Origin of the sequence: Roseovarius salincola (assembly GCF_026891095.1) — a bacterium.
Classification (GTDB): Bacteria; Pseudomonadota; Alphaproteobacteria; order Rhodobacterales; family Rhodobacteraceae; genus Roseovarius; species Roseovarius salincola.
Genome location: NZ_JAPTNL010000001.1, coordinates 494,212 through 510,138 on the forward strand (window position 1 = coordinate 494,212; position 15,927 = coordinate 510,138).

Here is a 15,927-nt window from a genome sequence, read left to right on the forward strand (position 1 = left end):
GCGGAGCAACCGCCCCCTTGAGTGCCAACAGGGAAAAGGAAAAAACGACCATGACGACAGATCTGGCCGCCTATGCCGCCGAGCGCGGCGTCAAGTATTTCATGATCTCGTTCACCGACCTCTTCGGGGGGCAGCGCGCCAAGCTGGTGCCCGCGCAGGCGATTGCCGACATGCAGGCGGATGGCGCGGGTTTCGCCGGTTTCGCGACCTGGCTCGACATGACCCCGGCGCATCCCGACATGCTGGCGGTGCCCGATCCCCAGAGCGTGATCCAGCTGCCCTGGAAGCCCGAGGTGGCCTGGGTCGCCGCCAACCCGATGATGGAGGGCGAGGATGTCGCCCAGGCCCCGCGCAACGTGCTGCGCCGCCTGATCGCGGAGGCCGCCGGTGAGGGGCTGCATGTCAAGACCGGGGTCGAGGCCGAATATTTCCTGCTGACCCCGGATGGCAGCGCGCTGAGCGACCCTTTCGACACGGCGGAAAAGCCCTGCTACGACCAGCAGGCGGTGATGCGCCGCTATGACGTGGTGCGCGAGATCTGCGACTACATGCTGGAGCTGGGCTGGGGTCCGTATCAGAACGATCACGAGGACGCCAATGGCCAGTTCGAGATGAACTGGGAATTCGACGATGTGCTGGTCACCGCCGACCGGCATTCCTTCTTCAAGTTCATGACCAAGTCGATCGCCGAGAAACACGGCTTTCGCGCCACCTTCATGCCCAAGCCGATCGAGGGTCTGACCGGCAATGGCGCGCATCTGCATATCTCGGTCTGGGATGCGCCGGGAGCGGATTCGAAGGTCAATGTCTTCGCCGATGACAGCATGGAGCTGGGCCTGTCCGAAAAGGGGCGCAATTTTCTTGGCGGGATCATGAAACACGCCACCGCGATGGCGGCGATCACCAACCCGACCGTCAACAGCTACAAGCGCATCAACGCGCCGCGCACCAGTTCGGGGGCCACATGGGCGCCCAACACGGTGACATGGACCTCCAACAACCGCACCCATATGGTGCGCGTGCCGGGGCCGGGGCGTTTCGAGTTGCGCCTGCCCGATGGCGCCGCCAACCCCTATCTTCTGCAGGCGGTCACCCTTGCCGCGGGGCTGGAGGGCGTGCGCACAAAGGCCGATCCCGGCAAACGCTACGAGATCGACATGTATGCCGATGGCCACAAGGTGCGCGGCGCGCCGAAACTGCCGCTCAACATGCTGGACGCGATCCGCGCCTATGACCGCGACAAGGTTCTCAAGGCGGCGATGGGCGCGGAATTCTCGCAGGCCTTCATCAAGATGAAGACCCGTGAATGGAATTCCTTCGTGTCCCATTTCAGCCGCTGGGAGAAGGAAAACACGCTCGATATCTGAGCGCCTCCCCCGCCCGGAGTGTCGCGCCCTTGTCGGGCGGGGCCTCCGGCGGGAGTATTTCAGGCAAGATGAAGCCGGGGCGCTCAGGCCTTCATCTGGCGAAAAATACCTCGGGGGTCCGGGGGCGGCGCCCCCGGTTGCGACCTATCTTTCAGGGATCAACCCGCGCGGGCTGAAGCGCAGCACCAGCAAAAGCACAAGCCCCATCGTGAACAGCCGCATATGGGCCGCGCTGTCCAGCAAGTGCGCCTTCAATGCGCTGTCCTCGGCGAGCGGCGCGGTGATCATCTGCATCAGCCAATAGCCCATCGGCTCGACCTGGACCCAGAGGAACCAGATCAGGAATCCGCCCAGCACGGCGCCGAAATTGTTGCCCGAGCCGCCGACGATCACCATCACCCATATGAGGAAGGTGAAGCGCAGCGGCTGGTAAGAGGTCGGCACCAGCTGCCCGTCAAGCGTGGTCATCATCGCGCCCGCGACGCCGCAGACCGCGCTGCCCAGCACGAAAACCTGCAAGTGGCGCCGCGTCACGTCCTTGCCCATCGCCCCGGCCGCGGTTTCGTTGTCTCGGATCGCGCGCATCATCCGCCCCCAGGGACTGTTGAGCGCCAGTTGCGCCGCCAGCAGGATCACCACCAGAACCACGGCGAACAGACCCGCATAACCGAGCTTGATGTAAAGCGACGAGGCCGTGACCGGATCGAGCCCCAGCCCCTGCACCGTGTCGACAAAGCCCGGATCGTTCTGCAGGTCGACCTCATAGGGCAGGGGGCGCGGGATGCCGTTCACGTTCTTGACGCCCCGGCTCAGCCAATCCTCGTTCTTGAGCACCGCCAGGATGATCTCGGCGATGCCCAGCGTGGCGATCGCCAGGTAATCGCTGCGCAGCCCCAGCGCCGCCTTGCCGATGATCCAGGCCGCGCCCGCCGCCAGCGCGCCGCCCACCGGCCATGCCAGCAGCACGGGCAGGCCAAGGCCGCCAAGATAACCTGTGCCCGCCGGGTTCACGGCCTCCACTGCCTCGACGCCCGGATCGAGCACCGCGCGATAGACGAAGAAGCCGCCGACCAGGATGACCAGCGTCGCCAGCGCGCGCGCCCGGCCCGGGCGCATCGCGCGCCGCGCGAGGATCGTCGCCACCAGCAGCGCGGCACCGGTCGCCAGCCCCGCCAGCACGCGCGCGCCGCCCGCCGCCCAGGCCTCGCCCACCGGCGGCATCGCCACCAGTACCGTTGCCAGCCCGCCAAGCGCCACGAAGCCCATCACGCCCACGTTGAACAGCCCCGCAAACCCCCATTGCAGGTTCACCCCCAGCGACATGATCGCCGAAATCAGCCCCATGTTGAGGATCAGGAACGCCGTGTTCCAGCTCTGGAAGATGCCGGTGACCACGATCAGCCCCGCGACCAGCGCGAACAGGGCGGTATTCCTCATCGTCTCGCTCATACCGCTTTCCCCCGGAACAGGCCCGTCGGGCGGAACAACAGGACGATCAGCAGGATCACGAAGCTGACCGCGAATTTGTAATCGGTGCTCAGAAGCTGCACCAGCCCGTCGGGCGCAAGGCTCTCGGGCAGGGCATGGCCCAGAACCTTCTTCCAGGCATAGGTGATCGTCACCTCGCTGAAGGCGATGATGAACCCGCCCGCGATGGCGCCCAGCGGATTGCCCAGACCCCCGACGATGGCGCTGGCGAAGACCGGCAGAAGCAACTGGAAATAGGTGAAGGGCTTGAAGCTCTTGTCGAGCCCGTAAAGCACCCCGGCGACGGTCGCCAGCACCGCGACGATCAGCCAGGTGATCATCACCACCCGGTCCGGGTTGATCCCCGACAACAGCGCCAGGTCCTCATTATCGGAATAGGCGCGCATGGATTTGCCGCTGCGGGTGCGGTTGAGGAACCAAAAGAGCACGGCCACCACGATCACCGCCGTGATCACCGTGATTCCCTGCGTGGTCCTGATCGCCAGCCCCTCATCGAGGCCGGTCATCTCCTTGAAGCCGGGCGCCGAGACGATGAAGCGCTCGCCATCGGCGAAACGCTGATCGCCGGGGCCGATGATGAAACGCACAAGCCCGTTCATGATGAACATGACGCCGATCGACACGATCACCAGGATCACCGGCTTCGCCTTCTGCGCGCGGTAGAAACGATAGACCGCCCGGTCCGTCACCAGCACCAGCGCCATGCAGCCCAGGATCCCCACCGGCAAGGCCAGCAATGCCGTCGGCAGCGGCCCCAGCGAGACCCCCATCGCCTGCAGCCCCCATGTCGCCAGCACCGTCACCATCGTGCCGAAGGCCATGGTGTCGCCATGGGCGAAATTGGAGAACCGCAGGATCCCGTAGATCAGGGTCACCCCCAGCGCGCCAAGCGCCAGCTGGCTGCCATAGGCGATCGCCGGCACCAGCACGAAATTCGACAGCGCAACGAAGGCATGGAGCAAATCCATCATGCGTCCTCTCCCTCCAGGTCCGCCCGGCAGGCGCAGCGCGGCGCGCTTCGCTCATGGGTTCTCATCCGCCTCATCCTCCCAGGAAACTGCGCCGCACCTCGGGGTCCGCCAGCAGGTCCTTGCCGGTACCGGTATGGGCATTTCGCCCCTGCACCAGCACATAACCCTTGTCGGCGATCGCCAGCGCCTGGCGGGCGTTCTGCTCGACCATCAGCACAGGCAGGCCGGTGCGCGCGATCTCGATGATCCGGTCGAACAATTCATCCATGACGATCGGGCTGACCCCGGCTGTCGGCTCGTCCAGCATCAGCACCTTGGGCCTGGTCATCAGCGCGCGCCCCACCGCCACCTGCTGACGCTGCCCGCCGCTCAACTCGCCCGCCGCCTGGCGGCGCTTTTCACGCAGGATGGGGAACAGCTCGTAAACCTGTTCCATGGTCTCGCTGATATCATCCTCGCGGATGAAGGCCCCCATCTCGAGATTCTCCTCGACCGTCATCGAGGTAAAGATATTCTGGTTCTGGGGCACGAAGCCCATGCCCTTGCGCACCCGCTCCTGCGGACTCAGCGCGGTGATATCCTCACCATCCAGCCGCACCGCGCCGCGGCGCAGGTTCAACATCCCGAAAACCGCCTTCATCGCCGTGGACTTGCCCGCGCCATTGGGGCCGACGATCACCGCGATCTCGCCCGGTTCCACCGCCACCGTGCAATCCTGCAGGATATCCGGCCCCGATTTCCCGTAGCCGCCGGTCATCGCCTCACCGATCAGGAATGCCTCAGCCATGCCCATGGCTCCCGTCTTCTTCTGTTCTCAAATATCCCGGGGGTCTGGGGGCAGCGCCCCCAGCCGGTCGCCCGGAACGGGCGAAACCCGCCTGCAAGCGCGATGCCCGCCTCATGCGCCCACCATGTCGCGGTTCTTGAGCCCGGTGCCCAGATAGGCCTCGATCACCTGCTCATTGGCCTTGATCTCATCAAGGCTGCCCTCGGCCAGCACCTTGCCCTCGGCCATGCAGATGACCGGGTCGCAGATCCGCCCGATGAAATCCATGTCATGCTCGATCACCACGAACGTATAGCCCCGCTCCCGGTTGAGCTGGAGGATCGCGTCGGCAATGGTATTGAGCAAGGTGCGGTTCACCCCCGCGCCGACCTCGTCCAGAAAGACGATGCGCGCATCCACTATCATGGTGCGCCCGAGCTCCAGCAGCTTCTTCTGCCCGCCCGAGATTTCCCCGGCGCGCTGATCGGCCAGATGCGCGATGGTCAGGAATTCCAGCACCTCGTCGGCCTTGGCCCTGAGCGCGCGCTCCTCCTCGGCGATGCGCCTGCGCCCGAACCATGTATTCCACAGCCGCTCGCCCGATTGCCCGCCGGGCACCATCATCAGGTTCTCGCGGCAACTCATCGAGGAAAACTCATGCGCGATCTGGAAGGTGCGCAACAGCCCCTTGGCGAACAGATCATGCGGCGCCAGCCCGGTGATATCCTCGCCCGCCATGCTGACGCGCCCGGACGTTGGTTTAAGAACACCCGCGATCACATTGAAAAGCGTGGTTTTTCCGGCGCCATTGGGGCCGATCAAACCGGTGATCGTGCCCTCGCGCACGGACAGGCTCGCGCCGTCCACCGCGTGAAATCCGCCGAAATGCTTGTGCAGGTTGTCGACCCTGATCATCGCGTCTCCGTTCCCCTCCCGGCAGCGCACCCCGCCGCGCCGATACCGCGGAGGCCTTTTATTGAAACAGCCCGGGGAGTCCATCCCCGGGCCGCTCTTTTTCATGCCATGACGGCGCGATCAGCGATAACCGGCAGTGGTCAGCTTGCCGCCCTCGATCACGATCTCGCGGTAGGAGCCCGCACTTTCGCCGCCGCCGATCAGCTCGACATCGGTGGCGCCGACATAGTCGATATCGCCGCCCCCCGCGAGGATCTCCAGCCCCTTGGCCAGCTCACCGGGGAATATCCGCTCGCCGGGCGCGTTGGCGACCTCCATGATCTTGCCCTTGTAATCGCCCGGCTCGACCGATCCGGCCGCCTGCATCGCCAGCAGGATCAGCGCCGCCGCGTCATAGCTTTCGCCCACATAGGGGCTGGTGCCGTCGATGCCCGCCGCCGTGGCCATTTCCAGCATCCTGTCGGCGCCTTCGCTTTCGGTGCCCGGAACGGTGCCGACCGAGCCGTCGATCTCGGCGCCGAACGTGTCCTCGAGCGCGCTGCCGATCATCCCGTCGGGCAGCACGAACATGTCAAACGCACCGGCATCAAGCGCGGCGCGGATGACGCCCGGACCGCCCTGATCGACATAGCCCGCCACGACCAGCGCATCGCCACCCGCCGCCGCCAATGCGCCGACCTCGGCCGAATAATCGGCCTTGCCGTCCTCATGCGCGGCGGTGGTCGTCACCTCGCCGCCCGCGGCCTTGAAGGCCGCGCTGAAGCTGTCGGCCAGCCCCTTGCCGTAATCGTTGTTCGTGTAGGTCACCGCGACCGATCCGATCCCGCGATCCACCAGCACATTGGCCAGAACCTCGCCCTGGCGCGCATCCGACGGCGCGGTGCGGAAGAACAGCCCCTCATCGGCGGCATCCGACAGCGCCGGCGAGGTCGCCGAGGGCGAGATCATCACCATGCCGTTGGGCACCGCGACATTCGCGAGAACCGCGCCGGTCACACCCGAGCAATCCGCGCCCATGATGCCCTTGATCCCGACCGAGGTGATCAGACGCTCGGCGGCGGCGCTCGCGGCGCCCGCGTCGATACAGGTCGAATCGGCGCGTTCCTGCGTCACAGTCATGCCATCCAGCAGCTTGCCGCTTTCGCTGACCTCGCCGATCGCCAGCTCCGCACCGCCCGCCATATGCGGGGTGAGGGATTCGATCGGGCCGGTAAAGCCCAGGATGATGCCCAGCGTGACATCTTCCGCGCTTGCGGCAGTTGCGCCCACACCCAATGCGGCGGTGGCGGTCGCCATCAGAAGTTTCTTCATTCTCCATCTCCCAGTCAGAATTTCGGTCCGGTCCGGACCGTATCCCGCCCACGGCGAAAAGCAAGAGGATTAGCACGCAAGATGGCTCATGATACCATTGACCCAAGGGCAACGCGCCCCAACATCAATGAATATCGCCCGCAACCGGGCCTCGCCACCTGACAAGGAGCCACGATGATCCGTCACGCCGCTGCCTGCCTTCTCGCCCTTGGCCTTCTTGCGCCGCCTCAGGGTGCATCCGCGCAAACCGGCCTGTCGATCGCTCCCGTCGCCGACGGGTTCGACGCCCCCTGGGCCATCGGCTTTCTGCCCGATGACAGCATCCTCGTCACCGAACGCGGCGGTCGGCTCTGGCGGCTTGACGATGGCGCGCGCCACGAAATCGCCGGCCTTGGCCAGATCGCGGTCACGGGGCAGGGCGGTCTGCTCGATGTGCTGGTGCCGCGCGATTTCCCCGAAACCCGCGCACTCTTCTTCACCTACGCCAAACCGCAGGGTTCGGGCGCGGGCACGGCGGTGGCGCGCGCCACGCTTTCGGATGACGGGCGCGCCCTGAGCGGCTGGCAGGTGATCTGGGAAATGGAACCGGGCAGCGCGGGCGGGCGCCACTTCGGCGCGCGCCTCGTCGAGGCCCCTGACGGGCATCTCTTCGTCACCATCGGCGAGCGCGGCGACCGCCCCTCCGCGCAGGATCTTTCACGCCAGAACGGCTCGGTCATCCGCATCGCGCGCGACGGCACACCCCCCGCCGACAACCCCTTCCAGGGGCGCGCCGATGCGCAGCCCGGCATCTGGTCCTACGGCCATCGCAACCCTCAGGGCGCGGCGCTCGATGCGCAAGGGCGGCTCTGGGTGGTCGAACATGGCGCGCGCGGCGGCGACGAGGTGAACCTGATCGAGAAAGGCGCAAATTACGGCTGGCCGGTGATCTCCTACGGCACGCATTATTCCGGCGCCAGGATCGGCGAGGGCACATCGAAACCGGGCATGAAACAGCCCGCCTTCTATTGGGACCCCTCGATCGCGCCCTCGGGCATGACGATCTATACCGGCGCGCTGTTCCCCGACTGGCAGGGCGATTTCCTGATCGGCAGCCTGAAATCCGACCATATCGCGCGGCTCTCGGGCGACCCGCTGCGCGAAGTCCAGACAATCAGCACCCCCGAAACGGCGCGCGTGCGCGACATCCGCCAAGGTCCCGACGGCGCGATCTGGTTCCTCTCGGTCGGGCAGGGCGCGCTTTACCGCATGACCCCCGGCTAAGCCGCCGATCCGCGCCTTTCACTGTTCCCGCAATACTCCGGGGGAGTCGCGCCTCTGGCGCGGCGGGGGCAGCGCCCCCTCTCATCCGCTCAGACCGACAGCCCTCAGACCGACAGGCGCGCCGATTGCGCACCACGCTCGCGATAGGGCGTGGTGTTGTAATGCGCGCGGTAGCATTTCGAAAAATGCGACGGGCTCGCGAAACCGCAGGCCAGCGCGACGTTGATCACCGTCATGTCGGTCTGCATCAACAGGTTGCGCGCCTTTTGCAGGCGCAGCTCCATGTAATAGCGCTTGGGGCTGCGGTTGAGATAGCGGCGAAACAGCCGTTCCAGCTGGCGGGTCGACATGCCCACTTCATTCGCCAGGATCGAGGGGCTGATGGGTTCCTCGATATTGGCCTCCATCATCTGGATCACCTGGCTCAGCTTGGGATGGCGCACGCCGATCCGTGTGGGCACTGACAGGCGCTGCGTGTCCTGATCGGTGCGGATCGAGGAATAGATCAGCTGATCGGCCACCGCATTGGCCAGCTTCTCGCCATGCTCGTCGGCGATCAGCTTGAGGAACAGGTCGATCGACGAGGTGCCCCCGGCCGTGGTCATCCGGTTCCCATCCACCACGAAAACCGATTTGGTCAGCTCGACCTCGTCGAACTCCTCGGTGAAACTGTCGTGATTTTCCCAATGGGTGGTGGCGCGCTTGCCCTCCAGAAGGCCCGCGCGCGCCATCACATAGGCGGCGGTGCACAGCCCCGCGATCTTGAGCCCGCGCCGCGCCTCGCGGCGCAGCCAGCTCAGCATCCGCTTGGTGGTCGCATGCTGCACATCCGCACCGCCACAGATCACGATCGTGTCGTCGCGGCCCAGCTCATCGAGGCCGATATCGGTCTCGAACACCGCACCCGCCGAACAGCTCACCCGCGCATCCGCCGACTCGCAGGCCAGCTTCCAGGCATAAAGCTCCTGGCCCGACATGCGGTTGGCGATCCTCAGACTGTCCACGGCGGCCGCGAAACTGAGCAGCGTGAAATTTTCAAGCAGAACGAACACGAACCGGCGCGGGGCCTTCGGGGCGTCGACGGGAACGGTTTGTGGTCCTGCCTGCATCATGCTGGGGCTCCTTGCCAGTGCGGCGCGGGCTGAGGGCGCCCGCCGCGAGATCATCTTCGACAAAACGCAGACCCGTGGTTTTGCGTCAAGAGGCACAAATCATATATGGTATCCAGACCGGTGGTTTTGTATAGGAATGGCTGCGAAAGCCTGCAAGCGGAGAAACACCATGAGCGAGTGGCACAAATCAGACTGGCGCGCCAAGCCGCGCGTCCAGATGCCCGATTACACCGACCCCGCGGCCCTGGCCGAGGTCGAAAGCCGCCTGTCGCAATATCCGCCGCTGGTGTTCGCCGGCGAGGCCCGCCGGCTCAGGCAGCATCTGGGCGCCGCGTCGCGTGGCGAGGCCTTCCTGCTGCAGGGCGGCGATTGCGCCGAGGCCTTCGATCAGTTCTCGGCCGACGCGATCCGCGACACGTTCAAGGTCATGCTGCAAATGGCCATGGTGCTGACCTATGGCGCCAAGGTGCCGGTGCTCAAGGTGGGCCGCATCGCCGGCCAGTTCGCCAAGCCCCGCAGCGCCCCGACCGAGGTGATCGACGGTGTGGAACTGCCCAGCTACCGTGGCGACATCATCAATGAACTCGCCTTCACCCCCGAGGCCCGTATTCCCGACCCCGGCCGCATGTTGCAGGCCTATACTCAGGCCGCGGCCACGCTGAACCTGCTGCGCGCATTTTCAACGGGCGGTTTCGCGGATGTGCACCGCGTTCATGCCTGGACGCTGGGGTTCACCGATGACGAAAAGGCCGCGAAATACCGCGAAATGGCCAATCGCATCCAGGATACGCTGGATTTCATGGCCGCCGCCGGGATGACGGCCGAGACCCAGCACGAACTGGGCACGGTGGAATTCTACACCAGCCACGAAGCCCTGCTGCTGGAATACGAAGAGGCCCTGACGCGGCTCGATTCGACCTCCGGCAAATGGCTGGCGGGCTCGGGCCACATGATCTGGATCGGCGACCGCACCCGCCAGCCCGACGGCGCGCATGTGGAATACGCCCGCGGCGTGCTCAATCCGATCGGCCTCAAATGCGGCCCCTCGATGGAGCCCGACGACCTCAAGCGCCTGATGGCGCGGCTCAACCCCGAAAACGAGGCCGGGCGGCTGACGCTGATCGCGCGTTTCGGGGCAGGCAAGGTGGGCGATCACCTGCCGCGCCTGATCCGCACGGTGGAATCCGAGGGCGCCAATGTGGTCTGGGTCTGCGATCCGATGCATGGCAACGTGATCAAGTCCTCGACCGGCTACAAGACACGGCCCTTCGATGCGATCCTGCGCGAGGTGCAGGAATTCTTCGCCGTTCACCGCGCCGAGGGCACCATCCCCGGCGGCGTGCATTTCGAGATGACCGGCCAGGACGTGACCGAATGCACCGGCGGAATGCGCGCGCTTGGCGACGAGAACCTCTCGGCGCGTTATCACACCGCTTGCGATCCGCGCCTCAATGCCAGCCAGTCGCTGGAACTGGCCTTCCTCGTGGCCGAGGAACTCTCGAGCCTGCGCGAAAGCCGCCAGCAACAGGCGCAATCGGCCTGATAGCTGCACAAGGCGCGCAGGGGCGCGCGGCGGCCTGAAAGGGCCGCCAAGCGCGGCCCCGCCGCTGCGCCGCGCGTCTTTCGCGCCTGATCTGGTGCGTGAATATCGCGGCGTAGCCCACTCAAATCAAACAAGATACCCCAGATCCACCCGCTAAGCGGTCCTGGCGTCCGGGCGTTTCATCTGGACAGGCCGATGCCCCCGGCCTCACGCTCTGTCCACCCGCCGCCACATGGCGTGCGGGCTGGCACCCCGCAGGAGGACACGCCATGGCGCTACAGGTCATCGGCTCGGGCTTCGGGCGCACCGGCACCAAATCGCTCAAGGCGGCGCTCGAGCGGCTGGGTTTCGGACCCTGCCACCACATGCACGAAATCATCGCCGATCCCGGACAGGTCGCCCATTGGCGGACCGTCGCCACCGGCGGCACCGTGGATTGGAGCATCGTCTTTGCGGGGTACCGCGCGCAGGTCGATTGGCCCGGCGCACATGTCTGGCGCGAAACCGCGCGGGCCTTTCCCCATGCGCGCATCGTCCACACCCTGCGCCCCGAGGATGTCTGGTGGGCCAGTTTCGAGCGCACCATCGCCACGCTGATGCAGCGGCGCGCCGATCTCGACCTGCCGCCACATATGCGTGACATGCTGGAGGCCTGGGACATCATGGTCGGGCAGGGGATCTTTGGCGGCAATCTCAGCGACCGCGACGCCGCGATCAAGGCCTACCACGCCCATACGAAAGCGGTGCGGCAATCGCTGCCGCCCGAACGTCTTCTGCTGTTCGACGTTGCCGAAGGCTGGGCGCCGCTTTGCGACTTCCTCGGGGTGGATGCGCCGGACGAGCCCTTTCCCCATCACAACCTGCGTGCCGATTTCTGGGAGGCTCTGGGCGGCGAGCCGGGCTAGTCAGTCGGTCTCGATCAGGCGCAGATAGGGGCGCTCGCCGCTGCCGCGCACCCGCGCGGGCACCACCGGATCAAGCTGCTGATCCGCGCGGTAGGCATCCAGGCCCAGCGGCGCGGCGGCCGCTTGCGCGCCGTCATCGGCCTGATCGCCGATCCGCACCACATCGCAGCCGGTGATCGTGAAACGGCGCGGCGTGCGCCCGGCGGGTCCGTCGCTGACCAGACAGCCCACCGCGCGCGATATGTCGCCAAGATCGCTGCGCAGCGGCAGAATCACCAACCGGCCCGTCAGCGGCGGGCGCCCGAAGGCTTCGACCGAGGCCAGCCCGATTTCCAGCCGCGCGGGTCCGTCGAAAAGATCGACCAGCAATTGCGCGAGGCGGTCGCGGTCCCGGGGTTCGATCAGTGCGCTCAGCGGCATGCCGCGCACCTCCATTCCCATCAGATCGCTCAGATGCATCCCCGCGATGCGCAGGCGCGCCAGACCGGGGGCGATCCGCTCGGCGATGAAGGCTTCCGACAAAAGCGCGCTCATCCCGCGCGGGTCGATATCGGCCCGGCGCGGCACATCCGCGCCTTTGCGCATCGTTTCCCAGTAGCCGACAAATGCCGCAAGATCCTGATCGCGCAAGCGGCGCGCGGGGCCGGCGCCGGGCAGATGAACGATATTGCCCTTGCGGGCGGATTGGCTGAAGAAACTGTCGGGCATCGTGACCACACCTGTCTGAACTGATTACCGCCGGGGGCGATCACGCCCCCCGCACAAGACTCACCTTCTCTGCGTGAACGTCTTTTGGCATATTTCGATCAGGTTTTGTCTAAAAATCCGCACAAATGGTTAAGGTCCCGTGCGGCGCTTGCCAGCCCGCGCCGGACTGGCTAGGACAAGGGCGCAAGCGTCCGGAGGATGAACGTGCTGAATTCGATGACGGCTTTCGCCGCGGCCAAGGGGGCGCATGGCGCCCATGAATGGACATGGGAGCTGCGCAGCGTCAACGGCAAGGGGCTGGATCTGCGGCTGCGCCTGCCGGACTGGATCGAAGGGCTGGAACCGGCGCTGCGCGCACGCCTTTCCGGGGCGCTGGCGCGCGGCAATGTGAACCTCAATCTTCGGGTCCAATCCGGCGAACAGGGCGGGCGGCTGGCGCTCAATGGCGCGCAGCTTGACGATATCCTCGCCGCCCTGGCCAAGGTCGAGGCCCGCGCGCTCGAGAGCGGCGTGACCCTCGCGCCATCGCGCCCGGCCGATCTTCTGGCGATGCGCGGCGTGCTGGAAACCGCCGCCTTTGAGACCGATACCGCGCCGCTCTGCGCCGCGATCCTTGCCGATTTCGAACCCTTGCTCGCGGCATTCCTGGACATGCGCGCCAGCGAAGGCGCCGCCCTTTGCGCGGTGCTCAATGCGCAGATCGACCGCATCGAACAGCTGACAAACGATGCCGCCAAGGCCGCCGGGGCGCGCAGCGCCGACATGGCCGCCACGCTGCAAAAACAGCTCGCCCGCGTGACGGACAACACCGAATCCGGCGACCCCGCGCGGATCGCGCAGGAACTGGCGCTGATCGCCGTGAAATCCGACGTGACCGAGGAAATCGACCGCCTGCACGCCCATGTCGCCGCCGCGCGCATGCTGCTGGCGCAGGGCGCGGCGATCGGGCGCAAGCTCGATTTCCTGACACAGGAATTCAATCGCGAGGCCAACACGCTTTGTTCCAAGGCGCAATATGGCGACCTCACGGCAATCGGGCTCGATCTGAAGGCGGTGATCGACCAGATGCGCGAACAGGTGCAGAATGTCGAATGACCGCACGCCTGTTGCGGGCCGCCGGGGGTTCCACCCCCGGACCCCCGGGAGTATTTGCAGAACGATGAAACGCGGGAGCGAAAGATGAGCGAACGGCGCGGGCTTCTGATCATTCTGAGCTCGCCCTCGGGGGCGGGCAAATCCACCCTGTCGGGGCGGCTGCGCGACTGGGACCCGAGCATATCGTTCTCGGTCTCGGCCACCACCCGCACGCCGCGCGCGGGCGAGGTCGACGGTGAGGATTATCATTTCCTTGGCGAAAGCGCCTTTCAGAACGAAGTGGCGGATGGCGGGATGCTGGAACATGCGCATGTGTTCGGCAATTTCTACGGCTCGCCGAAGGGGCCGGTGCAGGCGGCGATAGAGGCCGGGCGCGACGTGCTGTTCGACATCGACTGGCAGGGCGCGCAGCAGATCCAGAATTCGGCGCTGGGGCCGCATACGCTGTCGATCTTCCTGCTGCCCCCGTCGATCCGCGAATTGCACCGCCGGCTCGAGGAGCGCGCGCAGGACAGCGCCGAGGTGATCGCCAAGCGGATGCGCAAGAGCTGGGACGAGATCAGCCATTGGGCCGAATATGATTACGTGCTGGTCAATGACGATCTGGACGCCACGGAAAAGCGGCTCAAGACCATCGTCGAGGCCGCGCGCCTCAAGCGCATCCAGCAGCCCGGATTGAACGGGCATGTGAAGACCCTGCACCAGGAATTCGAGGAGATGTCATGACCATCTACGCACTTGACGGCATCGCGCCGACCATCGCCGAGGACAGCTGGATCGCGCCCGACGCCAATGTGATCGGCAATGTCACACTGGAGGCGGGCGGCTCGATCTGGTTCGGCTGCACCCTGCGCGGCGACAACGAGCCGATCGTGATCGGCGCGGGCAGCAATGTGCAGGAGAACACCGTCATGCATACCGATCCCGGCTACCCGCTCAGCATCGGGGCGGGCTGCACCATCGGCCACAAGGCGATGCTGCATGGCTGCACCATCGGCGAGAACAGCCTGATCGGCATGGGCGCGACCGTGCTCAATGGCGCGGTGATCGGCAGGAACTGCCTGATCGGCGCCGGGGCGCTGGTGACCGAAGGCAAGGAGATCCCCGACGGCTCATTGGTGGTGGGCGCGCCGGGCAAGGTGATCCGCCAGCTGGACGCGGCCGCGATCGAGGGGCTGCGCCGCTCGGCGCTGCATTACCAGCAGAACATGCGCCGCTTTCGCGCCGGCCTCGTGGTGCAGACGGGGCAATGACGGAAGCCGGGATTTCGTCGCTCCTGCGGGCGATTCCGCTGCCTTCGCTTCTGATCGCGCATGACGAGCGCATTCTTGGCGCCAACGAACTGGCGCTGGCGCTGCTGGGGCCGCAGATCGTCGGGCGTCATTTCATCACCGCCCTGCGCCAGCCCGCCATGCTGGACGCGATTGAGGGCACGCTGCGCGACGGCACCCGGCGCACCACGCGCTACCTTGGCAGCGAGGGCAGCCAGGACACGAGCTTCGTCGTCACCGTCTCGAAGGTGGAAACCGATCTCGGGGCCGGGGCGCTCCTGTGTTTCGAGGATGTGACCCATCTTGAGCAGGCCGGGCAGATGCGCCGCGATTTCGTCGCCAATGTCAGCCACGAGCTGCGCACACCCCTGACCGCGCTCATGGGTTTCATCGAAACCCTGCAAGGCCCCGCAAAGGGCGATGCGGCGGCGACCGAGCGATTCCTGACCTTCATGCAATCCGAGGCCAAACGGATGGAACGGCTGGTGCGCGATCTGCTGTCGCTGAGCCGCGTCGAGGCCGAGGAACGCGTGCGCCCCATGGACCGTGTGGATCTGGGGAAATGCATCGGCTCGGTGCTGCACAGCCTGCGCGCCACGGCCGAATCCGGCGGCGTGAGCATCGACCTGCAAGAGCCCGGAACCCCGGTCATCGTCCCGGGCGATTTCGACCTTCTGACGCAGGTCGCCACCAACCTGATCGAGAACGCCATCAAATACGGCGCGCAGGGCAAGGTGGTTCATGTCACGCTCGAGACCACGGGCCATGCCAGCGAACTGCGCGGCCCCGCCGCGATCCTGACGGTGCGTGACGAGGGGCCGGGCTTTGATCCGCTGCATATCCCGCGCCTGACCGAGCGCTTCTACCGCGTCGATACCCACCGCTCGCGCGAGATGGGCGGCACCGGGCTGGGGCTGGCGATCGTCAAGCATATCGTGAACCGCCACCGCGGGCGGCTGCGGATCGAATCGCAGCCGGGGCAGGGGGCACAGTTTCAGGTGATTCTGCCGGCAGGGCGGCAGGGCTGAGGCGCGCCGCGCGGCATTTTCTGCCCTGACGCCCGGAATCCGGCTCTGAATCGCGGGTTGGCATCATTGATTTCGGCGCTGTCATAAAACTGTTACAAAACCGTAACAAAAGCGTCGTCGCCAGTCTCTAGCACGCCCTTGAGGGTTGCCCCCGGGGGGACCCGACCAAAACCAACTCAGGAGC

The 15,927-nt window shown here is 66.0% G+C and carries 15 protein-coding genes; 8 read left to right on the forward strand and 7 right to left on the reverse strand.

What is annotated here, in order from left to right:
• Window positions 1-50: 50 nt before the first annotated feature.
• Window positions 51-1,367, forward strand: coding sequence for a type III glutamate--ammonia ligase (glnT, locus tag N5A93_RS02430; protein ID WP_268953451.1), 1,317 nt, complete (start codon window positions 51-53; stop codon window positions 1,365-1,367).
• A 144-nt stretch (window positions 1,368-1,511) separates the two neighbouring features.
• Here glnT and N5A93_RS02435 read toward each other — a convergent pair whose 3' ends face one another.
• The 5 genes from N5A93_RS02435 to N5A93_RS02455 form a co-directional block, all read right to left on the reverse strand.
• Window positions 1,512-2,816, reverse strand: a complete 1,305-nt coding sequence (locus N5A93_RS02435; RefSeq protein ID WP_268953452.1) for a branched-chain amino acid ABC transporter permease — start codon at window positions 2,814-2,816, stop codon at window positions 1,512-1,514.
• The gene (locus tag N5A93_RS02440; protein ID WP_268953507.1) at window positions 2,813-3,823 is read right to left on the reverse strand and encodes a branched-chain amino acid ABC transporter permease; all 1,011 of its coding nucleotides are present in this window, start codon (window positions 3,821-3,823) and stop codon (window positions 2,813-2,815) included. Before N5A93_RS02440 ends, N5A93_RS02435 begins: the two co-directional genes overlap by 4 nt.
• Before the next feature lie 73 nt (window positions 3,824-3,896).
• Window positions 3,897-4,613 (reverse strand): ABC transporter ATP-binding protein, encoded by a 717-nt coding sequence (locus tag N5A93_RS02445; protein WP_268953453.1) that lies wholly within the window; start codon window positions 4,611-4,613, stop codon window positions 3,897-3,899.
• A 111-nt stretch (window positions 4,614-4,724) separates the two neighbouring features.
• Complete coding sequence (locus tag N5A93_RS02450) at window positions 4,725-5,507, reverse strand: ABC transporter ATP-binding protein (protein ID WP_268953454.1); 783 nt, start codon at window positions 5,505-5,507, stop codon at window positions 4,725-4,727.
• 120 nt (window positions 5,508-5,627) lie between these two features.
• Entirely contained in the window at window positions 5,628-6,818 is a 1,191-nt protein-coding gene (locus N5A93_RS02455; protein WP_268953455.1) for an ABC transporter substrate-binding protein, read from the reverse strand.
• 174 nt (window positions 6,819-6,992) lie between these two features.
• Between N5A93_RS02455 and N5A93_RS02460 the strand changes: the two genes are divergently transcribed.
• Entirely contained in the window at window positions 6,993-8,081 is a 1,089-nt protein-coding gene (locus tag N5A93_RS02460; RefSeq protein WP_268953456.1) for a PQQ-dependent sugar dehydrogenase, read from the forward strand.
• Between the two features lie 104 nt (window positions 8,082-8,185).
• Here the strand turns inward: N5A93_RS02460 and N5A93_RS02465 are convergent, their stop codons facing one another.
• Window positions 8,186-9,190 (reverse strand): GlxA family transcriptional regulator, encoded by a 1,005-nt coding sequence (locus N5A93_RS02465; protein ID WP_268953508.1) that lies wholly within the window; start codon window positions 9,188-9,190, stop codon window positions 8,186-8,188.
• Window positions 9,191-9,362: 172 nt separating this feature from the next.
• Here N5A93_RS02465 and N5A93_RS02470 point away from each other — a divergent pair, with 172 nt between their 5' ends.
• Window positions 9,363-10,736, forward strand: coding sequence for a class II 3-deoxy-7-phosphoheptulonate synthase (locus N5A93_RS02470; RefSeq protein WP_268953457.1), 1,374 nt, complete (start codon window positions 9,363-9,365; stop codon window positions 10,734-10,736).
• A gap of 269 nt (window positions 10,737-11,005) precedes the next feature.
• Entirely contained in the window at window positions 11,006-11,641 is a 636-nt protein-coding gene (locus tag N5A93_RS02475; protein ID WP_268953458.1) for a sulfotransferase family protein, read from the forward strand.
• Here N5A93_RS02475 and N5A93_RS02480 read toward each other — a convergent pair whose 3' ends face one another.
• On the reverse strand, window positions 11,642-12,349 hold the full coding sequence (locus N5A93_RS02480) for a PAS domain-containing protein (RefSeq protein ID WP_268953459.1): 708 nt from the start codon (window positions 12,347-12,349) through the stop codon (window positions 11,642-11,644).
• Between the two features lie 198 nt (window positions 12,350-12,547).
• Here N5A93_RS02480 and N5A93_RS02485 point away from each other — a divergent pair, with 198 nt between their 5' ends.
• From N5A93_RS02485 to N5A93_RS02500, 4 genes are all read left to right on the forward strand, one after another.
• Window positions 12,548-13,444 (forward strand): YicC/YloC family endoribonuclease, encoded by an 897-nt coding sequence (locus N5A93_RS02485; RefSeq protein WP_268953460.1) that lies wholly within the window; start codon window positions 12,548-12,550, stop codon window positions 13,442-13,444.
• Window positions 13,445-13,528: 84 nt separating this feature from the next.
• A complete protein-coding gene (gmk, locus tag N5A93_RS02490; protein WP_268953461.1) occupies window positions 13,529-14,170 on the forward strand; it encodes a guanylate kinase in 642 nt (213 codons plus the stop codon).
• Complete coding sequence (locus tag N5A93_RS02495) at window positions 14,167-14,697, forward strand: gamma carbonic anhydrase family protein (RefSeq protein WP_268953462.1); 531 nt, start codon at window positions 14,167-14,169, stop codon at window positions 14,695-14,697. The genes gmk and N5A93_RS02495 overlap by 4 nt, the downstream gene beginning before the upstream one ends.
• A complete protein-coding gene (locus N5A93_RS02500) occupies window positions 14,694-15,743 on the forward strand; it encodes a sensor histidine kinase (protein ID WP_268953463.1) in 1,050 nt (349 codons plus the stop codon). The genes N5A93_RS02495 and N5A93_RS02500 overlap by 4 nt, the downstream gene beginning before the upstream one ends.
• Window positions 15,744-15,927 lie beyond the last annotated feature (184 nt).